Annotated in this window: 15 protein-coding genes and 1 pseudogene; 9 read left to right on the plus strand and 7 right to left on the minus strand. The window is 42.5% G+C overall.

All coding sequences use genetic code 11. The features are described 5' to 3' along the window. Nucleotides 1-157 (plus strand): IS3 family transposase (locus tag L634_RS32685; protein WP_157452346.1); only part of this gene is annotated, 157 nt, incomplete at its 5' end. Between the two features lie 329 nt (nucleotides 158-486). Here L634_RS32685 and L634_RS0113060 read toward each other — a convergent pair. Together L634_RS0113060 and L634_RS0113065 are read right to left on the minus strand one after the other, a co-directional pair. Then, a complete protein-coding gene (locus L634_RS0113060) occupies nucleotides 487-3,306 on the minus strand; it encodes a DEAD/DEAH box helicase (protein WP_026582835.1) in 2,820 nt (939 codons plus the stop codon). Continuing rightward, nucleotides 3,299-4,921 carry an SWIM zinc finger family protein gene (locus L634_RS0113065; RefSeq protein ID WP_034262656.1) on the minus strand — a complete coding sequence of 541 codons (1,623 nt, stop codon included), beginning with the start codon at nucleotides 4,919-4,921 and terminating at the stop codon, nucleotides 3,299-3,301. Before L634_RS0113065 ends, L634_RS0113060 begins: the two co-directional genes overlap by 8 nt. A gap of 318 nt (nucleotides 4,922-5,239) precedes the next feature. Here L634_RS0113065 and L634_RS0113070 point away from each other — a divergent pair, with 318 nt between their 5' ends. Next, entirely contained in the window at nucleotides 5,240-6,466 is a 1,227-nt protein-coding gene (locus tag L634_RS0113070; RefSeq protein ID WP_026582837.1) for an MFS transporter, read from the plus strand. A gap of 102 nt (nucleotides 6,467-6,568) precedes the next feature. Here L634_RS0113070 and L634_RS0113075 read toward each other — a convergent pair whose 3' ends face one another. Next, on the minus strand, nucleotides 6,569-8,095 hold the full coding sequence (locus L634_RS0113075; RefSeq protein ID WP_026582838.1) for a peptide chain release factor 2: 1,527 nt from the start codon (nucleotides 8,093-8,095) through the stop codon (nucleotides 6,569-6,571). A gap of 320 nt (nucleotides 8,096-8,415) precedes the next feature. Here L634_RS0113075 and L634_RS0113080 point away from each other — a divergent pair, with 320 nt between their 5' ends. From L634_RS0113080 to L634_RS0113110, 7 genes and pseudogenes are all read left to right on the plus strand, one after another. Continuing rightward, entirely contained in the window at nucleotides 8,416-10,152 is a 1,737-nt protein-coding gene (locus L634_RS0113080; RefSeq protein WP_026582839.1) for a methyl-accepting chemotaxis protein, read from the plus strand. A gap of 251 nt (nucleotides 10,153-10,403) precedes the next feature. Next, nucleotides 10,404-10,985 carry a cell wall hydrolase gene (locus L634_RS0113085; RefSeq protein ID WP_051428326.1) on the plus strand — a complete coding sequence of 194 codons (582 nt, stop codon included), beginning with the start codon at nucleotides 10,404-10,406 and terminating at the stop codon, nucleotides 10,983-10,985. Between the two features lie 183 nt (nucleotides 10,986-11,168). Continuing rightward, entirely contained in the window at nucleotides 11,169-11,753 is a 585-nt protein-coding gene (locus tag L634_RS0113090) for a 3D domain-containing protein (protein ID WP_026582841.1), read from the plus strand. A gap of 242 nt (nucleotides 11,754-11,995) precedes the next feature. Continuing rightward, nucleotides 11,996-15,523 (plus strand): chitobiase/beta-hexosaminidase C-terminal domain-containing protein, encoded by a 3,528-nt coding sequence (locus L634_RS31100; RefSeq protein WP_051428324.1) that lies wholly within the window; start codon nucleotides 11,996-11,998, stop codon nucleotides 15,521-15,523. A 92-nt stretch (nucleotides 15,524-15,615) separates the two neighbouring features. Continuing rightward, nucleotides 15,616-17,595, plus strand: coding sequence for a bifunctional metallophosphatase/5'-nucleotidase (locus L634_RS31105; RefSeq protein WP_034262660.1), 1,980 nt, complete (start codon nucleotides 15,616-15,618; stop codon nucleotides 17,593-17,595). Nucleotides 17,596-18,175: 580 nt separating this feature from the next. Beyond that, a pseudogene (locus tag L634_RS34915) lies at nucleotides 18,176-18,493 on the plus strand (lipase family protein). A gap of 372 nt (nucleotides 18,494-18,865) precedes the next feature. Next, nucleotides 18,866-19,135: a DeoR family transcriptional regulator gene (locus L634_RS0113110; RefSeq protein WP_026582843.1), complete on the plus strand. Its 270-nt coding sequence runs from the start codon at nucleotides 18,866-18,868 to the stop codon at nucleotides 19,133-19,135. Between the two features lie 138 nt (nucleotides 19,136-19,273). Here the strand turns inward: L634_RS0113110 and L634_RS0113115 are convergent, their stop codons facing one another. The 4 genes from L634_RS0113115 to L634_RS0113130 form a co-directional block, all read right to left on the minus strand. After that, entirely contained in the window at nucleotides 19,274-19,411 is a 138-nt protein-coding gene (locus tag L634_RS0113115; protein WP_019380521.1) for a YvrJ family protein, read from the minus strand. Nucleotides 19,412-19,514: 103 nt separating this feature from the next. Then, entirely contained in the window at nucleotides 19,515-19,733 is a 219-nt protein-coding gene (locus L634_RS0113120) for a DUF2922 domain-containing protein (protein WP_026582844.1), read from the minus strand. Between the two features lie 37 nt (nucleotides 19,734-19,770). Further along, a complete protein-coding gene (locus tag L634_RS0113125; protein WP_026582845.1) occupies nucleotides 19,771-19,989 on the minus strand; it encodes a DUF1659 domain-containing protein in 219 nt (72 codons plus the stop codon). 96 nt (nucleotides 19,990-20,085) lie between these two features. Continuing rightward, nucleotides 20,086-20,577: a sigma-70 family RNA polymerase sigma factor gene (locus tag L634_RS0113130; RefSeq protein ID WP_026582846.1), complete on the minus strand. Its 492-nt coding sequence runs from the start codon at nucleotides 20,575-20,577 to the stop codon at nucleotides 20,086-20,088. Nucleotides 20,578-20,631 lie beyond the last annotated feature (54 nt).

Genomic DNA, 20,631 nt, shown 5'->3' on the forward strand with positions numbered 1-20,631 from the left:
CTACCAGAAAAAATATAGGACAAGAGCAGAGGCAACAAAGGAAGTTTTTGAGTATATCACTTGTTTTTACAATCCAGAGAGGATTCATTCAACCATTGGATACCAATCACCGATGGAGTTTGAAAAAGCTTACTACTCAAAAATGAAAGTCGCCTAATTTAACCTTTTCCTGGACAAATNATGATGTAACGCAAGTTAGATCATCATTTGTCCAGGTTACCAAGCGATAGCGCGGTAGGAAGAAAGTAAGAAAGTGCCCAATTTAATTTGTCCGTTTTCTTGACGTAGTATCAGAAGTTGCCGATAAAGCACGCTCCCTCTACTAAATAGGTGCTTTAGAGGGAGCTGCATATACAATTTTGCTATCATTTTATCACTTATCGGTCGATATTCTTGAGAAATCGGTCACTTTTCATCATTTCTCGGTCAGATTTTAAATATATCGGCGCTTTATCAGTCACTCCGCATGAAATAACAAAAGACTCCCTAGGTGAGGTGAACCAGTTCCCGCAGCTCATCAGTAGAGAGCTCCGTAATCCAATTCTCGCTCGTAATAATCTGGTCATTCAGGGACTGCTTTTTCTCAAGCATGGCGTCAATTTTTTCTTCCAGCGTTCCGGTCGCGATCATTTTATGGACATGGACAAAGCGCTTCTGCCCAATCCGATACGCGCGGTCTGTGGCCTGGTTTTCAACAGCCGGGTTCCACCAGCGGTCATAGTGGATGACATGATTGGCAGCTGTCAGGTTCAAACCGGTTCCGCCAGCTTTTAGCGAAAGGAGGAATACAGGAAATTCGTGATTCTGGAAGCGGGCAATCATCTGGTCGCGTTCCTGCTTAGGCACGCTTCCGTTTAAAAATGGCACATCGAAGCCGAATTGCTTCTTAAGCAAGCGGGCGATGATGTTGCCCATTTCGATATATTGCGTGAAAATCAGGCAGCTTTCGCCCTGCTCGTGAACAGCGCTGACGAGCTCGCTCAGCTTTTCGAGCTTAACAGAGCGCTCCAGCACATGTTTCGGCTTCTCCTCTTTTAAATAGAGAGCCGGGTGGTTACAAAGCTGTTTCAATCGGCTTAATAATTGCAAAACCAATCCCTTGCGCTCAAAGCCGGACAGTTTTTCAATTTGCGCGAATGTATCCTGGACTAGCTGCTCGTAAAGGGATGCCTGCTCCGCTGTGAGCGGGCAGTATTCCTTTTGCTCCAGCTTTTCAGGCAAATTCAATGCAACCTCTTCATCCTTTTTCGTACGGCGGAGCAGGAATGGGCGAATATAAGCCTGCAGCTGCTTCACTTTATCTTTGTCATCTTCCTTTTCAATCGGCAGAACGAATCGTTTTTGGAATTGGCCGAGGCTGCCGAGGTAGCCATGATTCGTAAAATCGAAAATGGACCAAAGCTCGGTCAGGCGGTTTTCCATCGGCGTACCTGTCAAAGCAATATGGTGCTTGCCCTTTAATTTACGAACGGCCCGTGACTGCTTCGTCTGGGCATTTTTTATATTCTGTGCTTCGTCAATGCTGATGGAGCTCCATTCAATGGTTTCAAAGTCTGCGAGGTCCATATGGGTCAGACCGTAGGATGTCAGCACAATATCAGATTCCATTGCCTTTTCTGAAAAACTCTCGCCCTTGAGGCGGTTCGATCCATAATGGAGATACACACTCATGCTTGGTGCAAACCGCTCAATTTCCTTCTGCCAGTTTCCGAGCACAGATGTTGGACAGATAATGAGCGCAGGGCCGCTATCTTCCTGTTTTTTCACTTTTAAAAGATAGGAAATCAGCTGAATCGTTTTTCCGAGCCCCATGTCGTCTGCAAGAATTGCCCCAAAGCCATACCGGCGCAAAAATAGCAGCCAGCTCATGCCCAGCGTCTGATACGGGCGGAGGTCACCCCGGAAGCTTGCAGGCGCATCTTCAAGCGGCAGGTTTTTAATATCGCGAAGCTGTTTGACCATCTGCTTCCACTGGCGGTTAAGCTCAATTTGGATGCGGGCAAATGCTTTTGGATTGTCGAGTTCGTCCTCTTGCTGATTGTCCTCACCCATTAATTCCTGCTCGATCAGGTCCCGGACATGCAGGCCTTCTTTTTCCGCTTTTTTCATTAAATCCTGGATATGGCGGACGAAGCGAGGATCCAGCTTGATCCAGCGTCCTCTTATATAAACAAGGCGCCTTTTTTCCTCAACCATTCCGCGGAATTCTTCTTCCGTCAAATCCACTCCGTTCATGCTAAAACGCCAGTCATAATCAAGCATGGACTGCAAACCGACAAAGGACGGACGATGGCTGCCAGTTCCTTTGACCTTTGCCTTTACCTTCAGGCTTGCGTTTTTCATTGCCTGCCACCAGGAAGGAAGCAGGATTTCAACATCAAGCGCCAGCAGGGTTTCACTCGCTTCTGTCAGGAATGTCCAGGCTTCATCCTCAGTGAGCTGGGGTGCAATTTGGCCGCTTTTTCCTACAAGCCATGGAAAAAGCTCTAGCCAGCGATGAATTTCTTTTTCAATCGTGTCTTCGTAATCATGCCAGGCACGCGGGTAGTTCGAGTAATCCTTGTAGTCGACAAATACATCAGGATCCTTTTTTCCGCGCAGAAAAATGCTCAAATCCCAGCTTGTATCAATATCAGCAGGTTCCTCAAGCTTCAGGCCAATTGAAAAAGGAGCTTCATTTGATTTAACACCAATCCATTCCTGCCAGCTTTCTTCATCAAAGTAGGCGGCAAGATCGCGAGGGGAGAGATGTTCGCTCCGTAATGCTTCAAGCTTTTCGCCAAATTTGGCCTTTGTCTCACGGTTTTGGTTCATATAGCCGTCCAGGGAGTGATGAAATAAATCCCCAATAAACTCCCTGACAGGCCTGCCTTCAACGGTTTGCTCCCAAAAGCTGGAGCCGAATTCACTGACTACACTTTCAGGGAGTGCCCAGCGGAACTGGTCATTTTCCCAGGCAGTAAAGTCCGGCATCCACTCATTATCAAGAATGGAATCATAAAGGGCATGGGAAGCAGCCAGAAGGATCTGGGCAGTATCATCCCAATCCCACTCCAGAAGCCGGTTAAATTGCTCAGCGGCAAAAAGGGTGATGAGCTGCCAGCCGCTGACTGTGATGCCGTTAATTCCGTCGACATTTTCGGTATCGAGCATCGTCCCGAAGAAGCTCTCTCTATGATGGTTAAAAAGAAGCGGCTTCCATTCCTTAGGGGAAAGGAGACGGCCTTCTTCATTCACGGCAAAAATCAGATACTGATCATTGGTTATCGGTTTGACCTTTACATGGAGAAATCTCGTCTTAAGCATCGATTAGCTTACCCCTTTTGCATTCTTCCTGAAAGGCGCGGAGACGTTTTGTTTTTTCGAGCAGCATTTCAAGGAAAAACTGCCAGTCCTCCTGGCGTTTCAGCTTGTTATAGAGAGTGCGAAGCTTTTTCATTTTCTGGACTGCTTCGCGGTAATGGTCCCTGTTTTTCATATTAATGTGATCCTGGATGGCATGGTGATAGAGCGGCAGCAGGATTGCAGGCTCACTCTTGCTGATTTCTCTAATTCGGTCTTTGCCAAGCGTATCGATGTCAAAGCCAATGAATGCCTGCAAATCCGCCCATTTATCAAATTCGCCTTTTTCAAACAGCAAATACTCATAATCGCCATAGCTGTACGGCAATGTTTCCATAAGAGCCTTCTCATATAAGTCCAGTTTGCTGTTTTCCAGGCAATAAGGAGAAATCGACCTGATCGCCAGCTGTGTAAAATCCATGCAGGCATAATAGTCATCCGATCGTTTCAAGTAATCCCGTAATTTATGGATAAATGCTTCCACATAAGGCCCCATTCGATTCCAATCCTTTTGGGCTGTGAAAAGGTCAAGCCAATAGAGCATGTAAGGCGTCATGATTTCGTTCGGCACATTTAAAACACTGAGTGCCTGGTCATCATTGCGTTCAAGGATATGAAGGTGGACATAGCCTACCATGGATGGCAGATTTGGCGATTCAACTTCTTTATTATAGGAATCTAATTTATTGATCTCGGCTTCACGCCACTCTTTCTTTTTGAAAAAATGTGTCCACAATAGCCGGTATAAATGAGCCCGTTCATATTCCAAGCCAAAAGGCCCGGTAATCAGGCCGTTAGATTCGTCTTTCAGCTTTTCAATAAATTGATCGAAAGCGAAAGGAAGGGAGTGGACCGATAATTTATTCATAATCTCAACCGAATCTTCCATCAAAGACTGATAGAGATGGCGGTAATAGCGATCGATTAATTCTTCCCCATGTCCGTACTTCCTGCTGAGTGCCATCAGTTTTTTAAAAGAAAATACATAGCCGACGAGCAAATATAGCAGCTTCCATTCCTGTTCAACCGGTGCGCCTGCTTTCATTCGCCGCAGGTAAACATGAAACAGTTCTGGAAGCACATATGGGCGCGGTTCACCTTGCTTTTCCATCAGCTCAGTAAAGCTCTCCTCAAATGCTGCAATCCACTGATCATAATCCGTCTTCTGTTTCCCGGAGGATTTGAGGAGATCCTTCGCTCTTTGGATGCCCCAGCTCTTGGCTGTCTGCTTTTCCTTGATCGGCTTCCGCCATTCTTCAATCCACGTCGATACACTTCTCGCTCTGGAAAGAAGCTGCAGAAATACCGCTACCTGATGGCGGCAAAATCCTTCAGCCGGGCAGGAACACTCGCTTAAATGAATATATTCAAGGTCAAGTTCTACTTTGGCCGGTGTCACATCCTGAACTGCAGCCAATACCTTATCAGATTCAAAACGCAGCTGATACACAAGCCCCTGCCGAAAAAGCATCAGCCCCTTCTGCACAAGCCGGGCATGCTCATCATTCTCAGCCCGCAGCAATCCCTTCAGTTCATTCGCTGCAAACTCCAAAGGCTCCAAAAACCGCTCCGGAATCATCCCCATAACCTCCCTGTTGTTCCCGATTGGTACCAGACACCACTCGAGTTTTGTCGAATAATCCAGCGGCATTACCAAGTAAAATCGCCGCTTTGTGGTGGTTTGGCACCCTGTAAAGTACATTCCTTTATTATAACATTTTGTAGGATGGGAATGAAGAGCGGCTGCGAAGGGAAACGTTTTGGCCGTTTGTTCAAAGTGAAACATAATAAAATCTAGATTAGTTATCAGAAAATTTACATAGTTCATGAAACAAGTATGAAAAAATGATATCATGAATGTATTAAATTTAATGCTTTAGAGAAATTGGGTGAAAAAATGGGTGCTGTAACAGCAATAAAAAATGAAAAGCAGAAATATAGCTTCCGCGAGGCAGGCTTTAGGAGAATTATGGTCGCTTTAACCTGTGCATCCATCTTGAATTTTTCTAATTTATATTTCGTTCAGCCTATTATGCCGATGCTGGTTCGTACATATGACATATCCTCAGCAACTGCAGGTCTTTCTTTATCAATAGCTGTCATTTCCATGATCATAGGCCTCTTATTTTTTGGCTTTTTATCGGACCGCATGGGGCGGACGCGTATTATGCATATTACACTCGTTTGCACTATTTTCCCTTTAATCCTGATGCCCCTGGTTTCCAGCTTTGAATTCTTCTTGATGCTCCGGTTTTTGCAGGGATTTTTCATGGCGGGGCTGCCGGCTGCAGCTATTGCCTATATTGGGGAGGAAGTAGCACCGGGAAGCATCAATCTGGGCATCACCATGTATATTGCCGCAAACGGCATCGGCGGAATGATCGGAAGAATTTTTACTGGTTATATAGCAGATCACACAAGCTGGGAGACTTCTGTCTTTGCGCTGATGGGACTGACCCTAATATTGTTTTGTATATACTTCGTTACGCTGCCCAAATCGCACTTCTTCCAGCCAAGTAAAATCTCTATGAAAAAAGATCTTTCAGGCATGATGTCACATCTGAAAAGTCCCACGCTCTTTCCTGCTTTTGCAATGGGAATTCTTCTGCAATTCACTTTCACAGGTATATGGACATATCTTCCGTTCTATCTTGAAAATGAACCTTTTAATCTAACGGTTAAAAATATTTCCTTTACTTATCTAGCATACTGTCTTGGTTTTATAGGTCCAATAATAGCCGGCCGCATTTCGCTCTTTATGAAAAAAACGACCCTTGTATCGATAGGTACGCTGATTTTAATAGGAGGGGCATTGCTAACGAATTTTCATTCGTTAACAGTTGCAGTGCTGGGGCTTTGCCTGACATGTTTCGGCTTCTTCATAGCCCACTCCCTGATGGCGGCCATTGTTAATGAACGGGCTGCTCACCATAAAGGCGGTGCGTCCAGTATTTATCTAGTAAGCTATTACTTTGGAGTGGCAACAGGAGGGACTCTTGCCGGACTTGTTTGGGAGGCTGCTGGCTGGAGAGGAGTGACTGCAGTATCACTAGCTTTAATACCTGCAGTTTTATGGCTGACAGCATCTTACAGGAAGGTGTATCAATGGGTTCGGGGGCGTTAACCAGATAGGGAGGCACGTCCATAATAAATCCAATCAAGGATCACCAAAAGGGTGGGATTGTCTCTTTAAGAGGACAGCCCACCCTTTTGGCTTTTATTAATATTAGCGCGGATCCCTTTCCGCTCCGGTCTTAAGGTCAATAACCTTAACAGGGTTTTCAGGGGCTTTAATGAGTTTGCTGTCAGGCGCTGCTTTGCCGTTTTCCACCCAGTCGACAAGCAAGTCGAAGGACTGGTGAGCGTAAGGCAATAAAGGATGAAGCTCTTTATCCGGATCGGCGGCACCATTCCAGACAAGGCTGTCAACATGGTTGCCGTTCTCAATTGTATATAGGCGGTGAAGCTCTTGCTTTCCGGCTTTTTGAACCAGCTTCTCATATCCTTTTGCATGGATGTCCGGGAAAATCAGGGCATCAAGTGAACCTGTAAAAGAGATTAGCGGTACATCAATATCCCCCGTATTGGCCACTTCTTTAATATTATCCTTAACATCTTTTGGCCTGGTGACGTACTTATAATCTTCAAAAATATGATCATATTTGCGATCTCTCACTCCGTCTGTGAAGTTCAAATATTGGCTCCAATGCGTCCGGCCAGGTGCATCCGGGTCAAAATGATCCCGGTAAATATTCAATGAAACAAACCAGTATACCTGGTCATGATAGGACCACAGTTTTTCTGAGCCTTTTGGCAGGCCGGCTTTATATAGTTCCTTAACGGCTTTTTGCTGTTCGTTGCCGCTTCCGAATAAGGCTTCATCTGCATTATTCACAACGGTTGTCAGGGAACTGATTAAATTAGGTGTTTTTTCTGTCCATAAAACGCCTTCCCAATCGACTCCTCCATCAAACAAACGCGGTTCTCCTGTTTTTTCCGGATCATCATTTTCCAGGGCATAGCGCACCACATATCCGCCATTTGAAATTCCCATCGCATATGTAGGAACTTTGTGCTGTTCCGTAATTAAATCACTTGCTGGATTAGAGGAATCTGCCGGATCAATCAAACGGTCGGAATAATGATTAATTAAGTACTGCTGGGCCGCTTTTGTGATTTGGCGGAAGCGCTGATGCCATTCTGCAACGCTATCATCCTCATCTGCTAAAGCATTTTTAACTTTTGCATACGGGTCAGAAGCATCGGCCTCGCCCTGGGTGCCCTTGTCAATGGCCGCAAAAGCATATCCTTTTTCCAAAACATAATCGCTAAAAAGCAAGTCAGTGGACGTTTCATTTCTTGTGGCAGGGATGCCGGAAACAACAAGCTTGCCATTCCAATGATCCGGAACCCTGATCAAAAACTGCGCATCTTCAAAAACACCGTTCACCTGTGTCCCGGTTACTTCGGCTGGCTTGTACATTTGATGCCAGCCAGTGCCTTCCGCAGCATCTCCCCAAAGATAGGGGGTAAGTCCCAAGTTTCCATACAGGGTTGCCTGCTCAAACTGCTTTGGATTCTTGGTGGTCAGCCAATTGCTGTTTACTCCGTCAAAGTAGGTTTCTGTTACGGAATGTGCACCGGGGATTACCGCCTGGTTTTCCGAAACGGATTGTACAGCAAAACCACTGGCAGGAATGAGTGAAAAGCTCAAAGCAGAAGCTAAAGAGAGCGCTATCAACTTATTTTTCAGATGAATCCCTTCCCTTCTTTTAAACTCATACACTATTTATTCTACTTTTACTAACCTTTGGAATCATGGGACTTATTTATTAATTATTTGAATTTTCAGTATTTTAATGGTTGGTTATTTTCAGAAGAGCTAGCCTTAGTGATTTTATTTCAGAAGAAGGGAATAGTTTTACAAAGTAATTGTAGATTAAGAGATTTACTGAAGCTTAAATGGCTTCATTTTTTTTGAGAAAAAGCCATTTATCAGATTTTTATAGTTCTTTTTTACTGGCTCAAAAGTTATAATTTTATTATGAAATATTTTCTAATGGAGTGGAATATATGAAGAGGTTAAGCGGCAATATTGCCATTTTAATGGCAATTGGAATGATTATTGTTTTAATGGGCAACATCACTATGCTTTATTCAAGCACAAAAAATTCAGTGGAATCCTCTATTCAAAATTATAGTTTAAATTTAGCGGACAACATTGCAGGCAAAATGGATGCAGAAAAATATGGGGAATTTTTACAGAATCCAAGTAAGAATGAAATCTATTGGGACTTAAGGGAACAATTGAATGATTATAGGGAAAAAACGGGGGCATTTTACGTATATACACTAGTGGCAGATTCTAAAGAAAAAGAAGTTTTTATTTTGGTTGATGGACTGCCTAATGACTCTGATATTGCAGCAGACATTATGACACCAACTACCGCTACAACATATGAGGATGTTTCTGCAGTTCTGGATGGAAAAGCATCTAGTTCACCGATTGTCCATGACCCTGAATACGGAGACTATCTATCTGCATTTGTACCCATTAAAAAGGGCGGAGAAGTAATCGGAATATTGGGGGTTGATACCGATGCAAAGGATGTCAATGGCATTGCCGATCAAGTCCTTCTTAAAGTGCTACCATTAAACCTGCTGATTAATATCCTATTGATCTTAGCAGTGATAACTATTCTTGCATGGTCAATCAGGAAAAGGCTAAAACCGCTTCAAAATATCACCACGGCAGCACAATTAATGGCAGATGGTGATTTGCGAGGTGCAGAAGAGACAGTAAAAAGCATTCAGGTAAAAGGAAAAGACGAAATCAGTCTTGTAACAGATTCTTTCAAAAAAATGACTAACCATACAATTAAAATGGTAGAAGACATTAAGATTTCCTCTGAAGCACTTTTGGTGTCTTCAAATAAGATAGAAAACAGAATGGATGAGATCAGCCAGGCCAGTAATCTGATTGTTAAAGGGATTCAGGAAGTAGCTGGTGCTACTGAAACACAGTTGATCAGAAGCGAGGAGTCCGCAAAAGCAATTGAAGAGATGGCCATTGGAATCCAGCGTATAGCAGAAGCTTCAACAGATGTAAGTGAACAATCAAATACGGTTTCACAGCAGGTTAAGGAAGGTTTTAATGAAATTCAATCCATTATCAAGCAAATTAATGTTATTAAAAAGACTGTCAGCGAATCTTCTCTCTATATTGAAGAGTTGGGTATACAGGCAAATGAAATTAGCGAAATTGTAAATCTAATATCAGGAATAGCTGAGCAAACCAATTTGCTTGCCTTAAATGCGGCAATTGAAGCGGCCAGAGCTGGAGAGCATGGCAAAGGTTTTGCAGTTGTTTCCCAAGAAGTGAAAAAACTTGCAGAAGGTTCAAAGGCTTCAGCAGCGCAAATTGCTGAAAAGCTAAACCACTTCAGGACGGCTATCGAACAAGCAGTAGGTAATATGCAAAGCAGCTCGGTCCTAGTCGGGGAGGGAACTGCCTTAGTAAACAGTGCGGGTGAAAAGTTTAACCAGATTCTGCATGCGGTTGAGGGGGTAACTGGCGAAATACAGGAAGTCTCAGCAGTAACAGAAGAGCTGTCCGCTGGGTCGGAAGAGATTTCTGCATCAATTGATGAATTTGCAAACCTTTCAGGAGATACAGCTGAAATATCCCGCCAGGTTGCAGTGTCCACCGATCAGCAGGAAGAAGCTATAGAGAATATTGCACAATTAACGATTAACCTTAGTACTCTTGCAAAACAACTGGAACAATCAGTTGAAAAGTTTAAATTGTAATAACCAAGGCCATTCTCTCTGGAGGATGGCTTTTTCACTTTAAATTCGGGACTAAATACAAAATAATAAAGAGTTCCATTTTATGGTTAAAAATCAGCTCTTTATACCGAGTTTTTCCAAAAAATAAATGGGTAAATACAAGTTGCCAGATATTTTTTGTGTAAGGAGGATAGATTTATAAAATTAGAAAGATTATACATAAGGGAGAGATACGTTTGAAATTAGTAAAGTGGTTAGCAGCATCAATCGTAATGACATTTGTTCTGCATTTAAACGGGCCTGAAGCAGAGGCTTCAGTGCTTAAGACAGGGTCATCAGGAACTGACGTTACATATGTTCAATCATTGCTTCATAAGCTCGGTTATTTTAAAGCTGAAACTACAGGTTATTATGGTCCGATAACAAGAAATGCTGTTGAAAATTTCCAAAGAGACTTTGGATTAAAAGCAGATGGAATGGTTGGAGTAAACACATCAGCCATGCTCAGCAATGTAGATATGATGGCTCACGCAGTGCATGGGGAAGCCCGCGGAGAAAGCTATGATGGTCAGGTGGCAGTGGCAGCTGTCATCTTGAATCGTGTTCATTCCAGTGAATTCCCAAATACCATCTCGAATGTTATTTTCCAAAAAAATGCGTACACAGCAGTCAGCGATGGCCAATACTGGCTTCAGCCAAATGCTGCAGCCTATCAGGCAGTAAGAGATGCTTTTGACGGCTGGGATCCATCCGGCGGCGCTACTTACTATTACAATCCAGTAACAGCTACTGATCAGTGGATTTTTACCCGTACAGTTATTAAGCAAATCGGCAATCATCATTTTGCCTATTAATAGTGGGGCACCTTTACCGCGTTCTGTAAAGGTGCTTTTCTATTGATTATGTAAAAACTAGTAAAATACATTACAAACATATCAAAAACTTTTTAATTTGTAACAAAAAGAGAGTCTTTTTGAAACTTGTTTGTTATCTGCTGATGCTAATATGTTCCTATAAAGGGACATAAAGGAGATAACATGAAGAAACTATTAATCTTTTTCGTTACAGTAATTTTTCTATCGTTTGGATTTTCCAATGTCACTTCAGCCGCGGGAAATACGTACACAGTGAAAAATGGGGATACGCTTTGGGCCATCTCCAAAAAACATAATGTTACCGTTAATCAAATTAAATCCTGGAATAACTTAAAATCTAATACAATCAAACCCAAGCAGGTGTTAAAAGTAGCTGCACCATCAGCAAAGACGGCAGCACCGAAAAAATCATCTGTGAAAGCAGCTTCGACAAACACAGCAAAAGCTGCTCGTGCTTACAAAGAAATTACAGTAAAAGCTACTGCTTATACGGCCAGCTGCAAAGGATGCAGCGGCATAACCTATACAGGGATTAACCTGAAAAAAAACCCGAATGCCAAGGTTATTTCAGTAGATCCAAAAGTCATCCCGCTAGGTTCAAAAGTATATGTGCCCGGCTACGGTGAAGCAATTGCAGGAGATAAAGGTTCTGCAGTAAGAGGAAATAAAATTGACGTCTTCATTCCAAATAAACAGCGTGCTCTACAATGGGGCAGCAAGACAGTGACGATAAAAGTATATAAATGATAAATGAAAGAGAGTTTCCTGTATGAAGGAGACTCTCTTTTTTTATAATTATAGGCTTGACTGAACTTCTATTTGAATGGTTTATAGTCTAAAATAACTATATAAAAACAAGTCTATTTTCTTATTTTTTTAGATTAACTTAATTTTTACAAATATCAGATTGTAAGGTTAATAGAGGAGTGTTTTACTTGTATTGGAGTATTCTGTAAACGTTTTAAATACTAGTAATTGGAGAGGATAATATGATAGGAAGACGTCGGAAGAAGATGTTCAGCCTTGTGAGTATTTTTGCCTTGATTCTTAGTTTATTCGCTCCGTTTAGTTCTGCGAAGGCGGAGGGAGTGAAAACAGTTGCGGAGGCTATTGCGAATAATAGCGGCAGCGCAACGGTGGAAGGCTATATTGTAGCTTTTGCTACTGGTAATGGCATTACGCAAGACCCGACAAAGTTTGGCAATGATTATAACTTTGCCATTGCCGATTCTCCGGATGAGACAGATCAGTCAAACATGCTGGATGTCCAGATTACAGCTGCCTATAGGGCAGAGTTTGGATTAAAGACGAATCCGAATAACATTGGAAAAAAAGTTAGTGTATCCGGAAATTTAACTACATACAATTCGATGCCTGGATTAAAAGAGCCAACCAGCATGGGGTTCATAGCAGATGCGCCAGCCACTCAAGCAGGTGCAGTCAGCGCATCCCCTGAAGCAGGAGCCGTACCTGCAGGAACAGAAGTAACACTGTCAACTGCAACAGAAGACGCAACAATCTATTATGCTCTAAATGGGAATGAAACAGTGACCGAGTACAAAGGTCCTATTAAGGTTACAGAACCAACTGCGATTACAGCTTATGCTGTAAAAGAAGGCTTGGAAGACAGTGAAGTTTCAACCTTTGAATATAGCATACTTGAAGAGAAAACCATTGCTGAGGTTCGCCAGCTTACAATTGGAAGCAATGCGCTTACTACAGGGATAGTAACTGCGGTGATGGGAAAAACGACATACATCCAGGACGATACAGCGGCTATTGCATTATATGGAGCGGAGCTTGATGTAAAGCCTGGAGATGTGGTGAGGGCATCAGGTAAATTAACAGAGTTTGCCAATCTGCTTGAGCTTGAAGTAAAAGCAGAGGATGTAGCGGTAATCGATACTGAAGAGATCCCTCAAGCGGAAGTTCTGACAGCAGCTGAGCTTGGCGAAAACAAAGAAGCAAAGCTAGTTACAGTTCAAAACGTAACCATTCAGTCAAGAGATGGCTCCAATTACACAGCGGTTGATGAAAATGGAACTTCTTTTACAATCAGAACAACAGACTCATCTTTATTGGCAACAGATAAAGAATATGATTTCATTACCGGTGTGCTGGGTGTTTACTACGATAATTATCAATTATTGCCGCGCGGCGCGGCTGATGTTGTAGAGGATGCCAGCAAGGTGCGCCCGGTAACAGCAGATCCAGGCCACTCTCTTGTTGATAGCGGCACTCAAGTCAGCTTATCAACATTAACAGATGGTGCTAAGATCCATTATACAACGGATGGAACAGTACCTACAGAAGCGAGCCCAGTTTACAGCACACCAATTGAGATTACTGAAAGCACAACAATCAAAGCAGTTGCTGTAAAAGAAGGCTTAAAGAACAGCGATGTTTCTGTGTTCAGCTATACGATTAAAAAAGAAGATGCCCGCATTCATGATATTCAAGGAACTGGACATTTTTCTGCATACGAAGGTGCAACAGTAGAAAATGTTGAAGGCATTGTTACGAAGGTAAATGGGAATGAATTTTATATGCAGGACCTGCAGCCGGATAATGACCCTAGGACATCTGAAGGGATTTTAGTTTACGGTCGAAATCATGGTGCAGCCATTGGGGATACTGTTTCCGTAACAGGTGAAGTGAAAGAATACTTTATGGAAGGATATGCAGAGAGATATGATACTGACCTTCCAATGACAGAAATCAGCGCATCTGCTGTTAAAGTTATAGGAACGGGGGATCTGCCTGCACCAGTTGTGATTAATGCAGCCAATCTTCCAGCCGAGATAATCGACAATGACAGCTTCTCTGAGTTCGATCCAGAAGAAGACGGAATCGACTTTTATGAAAGTCTGGAAGGTATGCTTGTTGAGATTAACAAACCAAAAGTAGTCGCTCCGCAAAAATATGGCGAAGTGATTGTCGTGCCGGAGGATGTGCCCACAAATACAACTGCGGGCGGTCTGCGGATTTCTGAAAATGATTATAATCCTGAAAGAATTACGATTGATGTAAATAATAATCATTTTATCGCTAAAATGGGCGACAGCTTTGCAGGCCCGATTCAGGGTGTTGTAAGCTACGGCTACAGCAACTATAAGGTCTTGCCTAACGATGATCTGCCTGAACTGATTGAAGGTCCGAACGAGCGCGAAGTAACAGAGCTTACACAAAAAGAAAACAAATTGACGATTGCTTCCTATAATGTAGAGAACTTTTCTCCAAAAGTAGATGAGGAGAAAGTAGAAGGACTGGCAGAAGCCATTGTAAATAATATGAAGCAGCCAGACATCATTGGCCTGACTGAGGTTCAGGATAATGATGGCCCGACAGACAGCGGCACAACAGATGCAAGTGAAAGTGCAGCCGTATTAATTGAAAAGATCATAGAGTTAGGCGGACCGAAATACATCTATACGGATATCGCTCCGGAACATAAACAGGACGGAGGGCAGCCTGGCGGCAACATCCGTGTCGGCTTCCTTTATAACCCTGAGCGCGTATCCTTAATGGACGCTGAAAAGGGTTCAGCAACAGAAGCAGTTGACTTTGAAGATGGCAAACTCACGCTGAATCCTGGACGCATTGATCCAGCGGACGAAGCATTTGAGGATAGCCGCAAGTCCTTGGCAGCCCAGTTTGAATTCAACGGAGAAAGCGTCATTGTGGTCGCAAACCACTTTAACTCAAAAGGCGGGGACGATCCATTATTCGGACAAGTCCAGCCTCCGATTTTAAGAAGTGAAATCCAGCGAATGAAAATCGCCAATGTCATTAACGGCTTTGTCAAAGACATTAAAGAGAAAGACCCAAATGCCAATATCGTTTTGCTTGGCGACTTTAACGATTTTGAATTCTCCAAACCTTTACAAGTGCTAAAAGGTGAGGAGTTAACCAATATGATTGAAAAAGTGCCTGCTCAAGAACGCTATTCGTACAACTATCAAGGAAATGCCCAGGTGCTGGATCATATTTTAGTATCCAATAATCTGGCCAACAGAACGAAAGTGGATATTCTGCATATCAATTCAGGCTTCATGGAAGAGCATGGGCGTGCGAGTGACCATGATCCGGTTTTGATTCAGACCATCCTGAAAGGTGAGCCGAAACCGCAAAAGCCAAAGTATGACCATGTGTTCAACCTGGTTGACTATCACGCGAAAAAATATGTAGTCGGACCGCATAATGCTTTGGTGACGATGGATGAAAATTCAACGTTGACTCAGGGGCTTTGGCTGAAAAAATCTGCAGCTGTAACAGGAGAAGGCCTGAAAAACACAAGAGTTGTCATCAGTTCTGAAAATAAAGGAGCTGTAATCGATCTGACAGGTGCAGAGATTAAAGAAGTCTTGATTGAAAGTGAAAAGGTAACGGAAATCCGCGGTGCTGAAAATGTCCAAAAGTGGACCGTCGGCAAGAAAGCTGATTCTTCCCATATTATTTTTATAGATTCGGATGGAGAGGAAATGGCTTCTCCTTATGAAGAAGAGGAAGCAGCATAAAAATGAAAGCCGGAATGCAGTTAGTGCAGTTCCGGCTTATAGAACAATAGATTAATAGAATAATCTATACTCTTGAAAGGAGCTAAGTAACTATGAAATTCCCAATCAAAGTTTTATCAACAGTAGCATTGGCAGCAACATTGACAGTGTCCTCGGCTGTACCCGCAGGACTGGTGTCTGCAAACGAGGAGCCAGCAGCAAACTTTACGCTGTCACTGATGCATACAAACGATTCGCATGCCAATCTGGATAACACGGCAAAAAAAGTAACAGCTGTTAAGGAAGTAAGGTCAGCAAAGCCAGATGCGCTTCTGGTTGATGCAGGAGATGTATTCTCTGGAACATTATATTTTAATAAGTTCCAAGGACAAGCGGATCTGGAGTTTATGAATCTAATGGGTTATGATGTTATGACCTTCGGAAACCATGAATTTGATTTAGGTTCCAGTCCGGAGGGACATAAAGCGTTGGCTGATTTTGTAAAAGGTGCCCAGTTTCCATTTGTTAGTTCAAATGTAGATTTTACTGAGGATGCTAACTTACAGGGCTTATTCAGCGATGTTATTTCAAGCGAACCAGCTAATGGAAAAATATATAATGGAATTATTAAAGAAGTTAATGGAGAAAGGGTAGGATTCTTCGGACTGACTACTGCAGAAACTGCTGATATCTCAAGCCCCGGGAATGTTAAGTTTGAAAACTATATAGAGGAAGCGGAAAAAGCTGTTGCAGCATTTGAAGATATGGGTGTTAATAAAATCGTCGCTGTCACACATATTGGCTATGACGATAACCCGAATATGGATAATGACTTAGTATTGGCGGCCAATGTAGACGGTATAGACGTGATTGTCGGCGGCCATAGCCATACTCAATTAAATGAACCAGTTGTTGTAGAGAATGATGAATCAGGAGCTGTAAAAGATCCTACTGTGATTGTTCAAGCAGGCCAGTACAATAGTTATTTAGGAACACTGGATGTACAGTTTGATGAAAATGGAAAGGTGATTGGACAAGCTGGCGAGCTGATTAAAGTCTCTGATAAAGCAGAGGATCCCGAAGCTGCTGCGCTGCTTGGCAAATACTCATCCCAAATAGAAGAATTAAAGAATACTGAAATCGGGGCAGAGGCTTTAGCACCCCTTGAAAATCCTCGTACAAGCGGGGATAGCACACAGCAGAGTGTGCGTAAAAACGAAACAGCATTAGGGAACTTAATTACAGATGGTATGCTTGCAAAAGCAAAACAGTACAACAGCAATGTAATTTTGGCCCTTCAAAATGGAGGGGGTATCCGTGCCGGTATTGACGCTGGGCCAATAACAGTTGGTGAAGTGATTACCGTTCTTCCATTTGGAAACACATTAGCGACAATGGAGGTCACTGGAGCGGAACTAAAAGAAGCCTTTGAAATCAGTGTGGGACAATATCCTGAGGAAAATGGAGGATTCTTGCATGTATCGGGGGCAAAGGTGGAGTTTGATTCATCTAAGCCAGCTGGAGAAAGGGTTGTTTCGGTTGCTTATAAAAATGAAAACGGAACATACACAGAAATCAAAGATACTGAAACATATACCATTGCTACCAATGCATTCACAGCTAAAGGCGGAGATGGATATACAGTTTTCGCAAATGCTTACCAGGAAGGCCGGGTAACTGACCTTGGCCTATCTGATTGGGAGAACTTCGCAGAGCATTTAACCAGCCTGGGGGAAATAACACCAGCGACTGAAGGCCGTATTATGGACGTCGACAGTTTGCCATCAGTGCCAGAGATGGATTTTGAGAAGGAATATAACCTTGACGATGACAAAAAGAAAAAATTAGTAGTAAACGAAGTTTCATTTATAAATGTAGAAGGAACTGCAGAAGTTGAAAATGGAATTTGGCTTAAAAACTCAGCTACCCTTCAAGGGGAAGGGCTAAAGAACGTTACTGTCCGCATTACCCCAAAGAAGAATCCTATTATTGTAGACTTCAGTAATAAAGAAGTGAAAGAAGTTATAGTTGAAAAGAGCGATCTAGTGGAAATTAGAGGAGCAGAAAATATAAAGAACCTTATTTTTAAATAATAATAAAGAATGCTAAAAAATTAATAAATATCCCAATACTGGATTATACCCCGGATAACTTGCACTAAAAATGAAAGTGCCTCTTATTCGGGGGATTTTTTTTATATGGTTTTAACGAAGAGCTGTTCAAGCGAATCGTAAAGGGGATGTACTAATTCTTTAACAATTTGGTAATAGCCCGTTACTGAATTGGAATCGGCAGCAGGTTGTCCTCATAAGATAAAGAGTAAATAACAGAGTAAATAACAAAGGTTAGGAGGTGAATTCCATTGTGGAAAAAATTTAATTTTACTTGCTGCGGTTTGCTACCAGGCCAACTCACGGGTTGAGAGAAGAGGTAAATATATACGGCCAAAAGGATTTAAGGAAGTAATTCTGTTAGATAGTTCTGAGTATCCATTAGCTGGTTTTATCATTGAATCATCTGAGGAAATCATTGTTGCTTTTAGAGGAACTGAACTTCTAATTGATGTCTTAATGGACTTGGATTGGTTTCAGCGGACTTACCCGTTTGTACCTGACAGCGGAAAGGTAGACAATGGGTTCTTAAGAGATTATAGGAGAATCCGTTCAAAAGTGAATCAACACACTTAATCATCTTCCTTCAAATAAAAGGCTATTTATTACAGGACATAGCTTAGGATGCGCGGTTGCTACGCTGGCCGCGCTGGATATAGCAGCAAATACCGATTTTTAACAGCCAAGCGTTTATACTTGTGCCTCCCCGAGAGTTGGCAACCCTGAATTTGTGGATGCTTACAATAGGGCTATCGATCATAGTATACGAGTTGTCAATATTAATGATATCATCCCTCATTTGCCGCCGCCCGAAATACTTCTCCTTCTTTTTTCATACCGCCATGGCCGAAAGATACCCCCTTCAATTTCAAACGTTTAGTATTCCGCGAAATCACGAAATCGAATATTACTTTAGAAGACTTTGCAGTATGTTTGAAACCACATGCAAAAAAATCTGCGGCGAGAACCATAAACTTTGCCCGCCTTTTAGCGATGAGGATGCATTCTTTCTTATCCGAGGTGTTAAGGACTAGCTAGAGTTCTCTAAGCCAATTTTTTACTGCTTTAAAGCAGGCCGGATAATAAAGAAACCTTGGCTGCTGTCAACGAAATAGAAAAAACATTTTGATAAAATAGGTATAATTACCTATATGCACAGCTTGTTTATGTTATTATTCTCTTATGTAAAACTTTAACATTTTAATAAGATATAGTATTTAAAACTATAAATTAAATGAGGGGAGAACTCTTAGTGATTGAAGAATCATATATGAAAACCATGCGAATTTTATCCCTTTTTGAACGTCTTAGCCAAGAAGAAGTCATTATTAAGGAGAAGGAAGCTGAGCACTTTAATGTGAGCGTAAAAACCATTCAAAGAGATCTAAAAGAATTAAACGCGTATTTCTCCCACTATAAGTTTGATACTATAACGAATAGCATTGTTTATAATCGAAAGCTTAAGGGTTATATCCTTAAGTTTAACAAGGACTTAGCCCCTGGTAGAAAGGGGGAGAAGTAATGTGGATTCGGAGCTATTAAGGGCTTGACTTAGGTTCCATTAATAAATATCCCGTAAAATTAAGAAGATGGGATTGGTTTTTTGATCATGCCTATTTTGTAAACAGGGAACCTGAAAAGGCCCCTGTTTACGGACATCCTATTCCTTCAGACGATCCGGCAATCCCTGTATTGACGATACGACCACATCGAGTTTGGCTTCGATTCTGTTCAGCAGAAATAGTGTGACGACAATCGGGAAGCCAAGCTCGCTGATGAGTGTGACCATCTGTTCCATTGTCATTGCTCCTTTCCGGTGGCCAGGTCGCTTAGTGGGGCCTGGCACCCATTTATGGCATTGCTAAAAAAGGCCGGCTTCCTTGGAAATCGGCCTCTTCGCATTATGCTAATTCGTATTCGGTTACGTTACGCTCAACTAATTTAGCACCTTGAGCCTGAACAAAGTCACCGCCATTGCCGTCAAACGCGTTGGCAGCAATGATCTGGTCCATCGCTGTTTTGACAGCGATTGGATCAATTGGTTCCTTCGGGTTCTCAACGGATAGCTTCGACGTTTTCCCCATTCCAGTCAGGAAAGACATTTCCAATGTTTTCGCCATGTTTCTCACCTCCAAACAAGTTTAGAATTTTAGTAGATTAGCCGACGATTTCGAAGCTGTCGTTACGGTTAAGTGCTATTAACGGGTAGTTAGATAGCGTTCCGATGGCTTGTCCTACGGTGAAAAGCTGGTCCGCTGTAGCGGATTGCTTGACGCTGCTGTAGGTTTTGGATTTGTAGACTGGCTTGCCTAGTTCGTCCAGTCCTGTTTCAAAGACAAGGCGAAGTTTGGAATCGATGATATGTGTTTGTGCCATCTTGTTCACCTCCTTTCACCTTTATAATAGAAATGAAAGCCGGAAAAAGACATGGCAGTTAAAAATAATTTATGAGATTTTTAATTTAGTGATTTATCAATGGTGGATTTTGCTGAGGGTATATTTTAGCCTTTTTAAAGCCCCTTTTTTCCAAGCTCTAACCGCGGAGACCGTTACTCCATACTGTTCGGCAATTTGATTGGTCGTTAAATCATGGAGAAAGGTAGATATCACCCAGATCGTCTGGTTCTTGGTCAGTCCCTCACAATAGGAAAGGATCATTTTCTCTTCAAGGGGCCGGTCTGTAATAGGGTATTCGGTTATTGTCCAAAATCCTTCATCCGGAACCACACTGCGGTTCTCCTGCAGCTTGCTTTTCTTCAATTCGTCCAGTATCTTCATTTTTACATTTGAATAAGCAAAAGTTAGGAACTTCCCCTTCTCAGGGTCATATGTATTCCAGGACTCCCAGAGCCTGATTAATCCCAGCTGAAAGTATTCTTCCTGGTTTTTGTAAATGTTCAGGTTCCTTATGATCTGGTGAATCATCGGTTCAAATTGTACTGCCGCTTGCTCAAAGCTCTCCATTTGTCTATCCCTTCAGGAAAGCGCGCTCTCTAAGTATTCCCGGGTAGCTTTAAG

Origin of the sequence: Bacillus sp. J33 (genome assembly GCF_000518885.1) — a bacterium.
Lineage (GTDB): Bacteria > Bacillota > Bacilli > Bacillales > Cytobacillaceae > Cytobacillus.

Bases quoted from the DNA above. Each gene is read 5' to 3' on its own strand.
- L634_RS0113060 (WP_026582835.1), bottom strand. From the start codon at position 3,306: ATGCTTAAGACGAGATTTCTCCATGTAAAGGTCAAACCGATAACCAAT.
- L634_RS0113065 (WP_034262656.1), bottom strand. From the start codon at position 4,921: ATGATTCCGGAGCGGTTTTTGGAGCCTTTGGAGTTTGCAGCGAATGAA.
- L634_RS0113070 (WP_026582837.1), top strand. From the start codon at position 5,240: ATGGGTGCTGTAACAGCAATAAAAAATGAAAAGCAGAAATATAGCTTC.
- L634_RS0113080 (WP_026582839.1), top strand. From the start codon at position 8,416: ATGAAGAGGTTAAGCGGCAATATTGCCATTTTAATGGCAATTGGAATG.
- L634_RS0113085 (WP_051428326.1), top strand. From the start codon at position 10,404: ATGACATTTGTTCTGCATTTAAACGGGCCTGAAGCAGAGGCTTCAGTG.
- L634_RS0113090 (WP_026582841.1), top strand. From the start codon at position 11,169: ATGAAGAAACTATTAATCTTTTTCGTTACAGTAATTTTTCTATCGTTT.
- L634_RS31100 (WP_051428324.1), top strand. From the start codon at position 11,996: ATGATAGGAAGACGTCGGAAGAAGATGTTCAGCCTTGTGAGTATTTTT.
- L634_RS31105 (WP_034262660.1), top strand. From the start codon at position 15,616: ATGAAATTCCCAATCAAAGTTTTATCAACAGTAGCATTGGCAGCAACA.
- L634_RS0113115 (WP_019380521.1), bottom strand. From the start codon at position 19,411: ATGGAACAGATGGTCACACTCATCAGCGAGCTTGGCTTCCCGATTGTC.
- L634_RS0113120 (WP_026582844.1), bottom strand. From the start codon at position 19,733: ATGGCGAAAACATTGGAAATGTCTTTCCTGACTGGAATGGGGAAAACG.
- L634_RS0113125 (WP_026582845.1), bottom strand. From the start codon at position 19,989: ATGGCACAAACACATATCATCGATTCCAAACTTCGCCTTGTCTTTGAA.
- L634_RS0113130 (WP_026582846.1), bottom strand. From the start codon at position 20,577: ATGGAGAGCTTTGAGCAAGCGGCAGTACAATTTGAACCGATGATTCAC.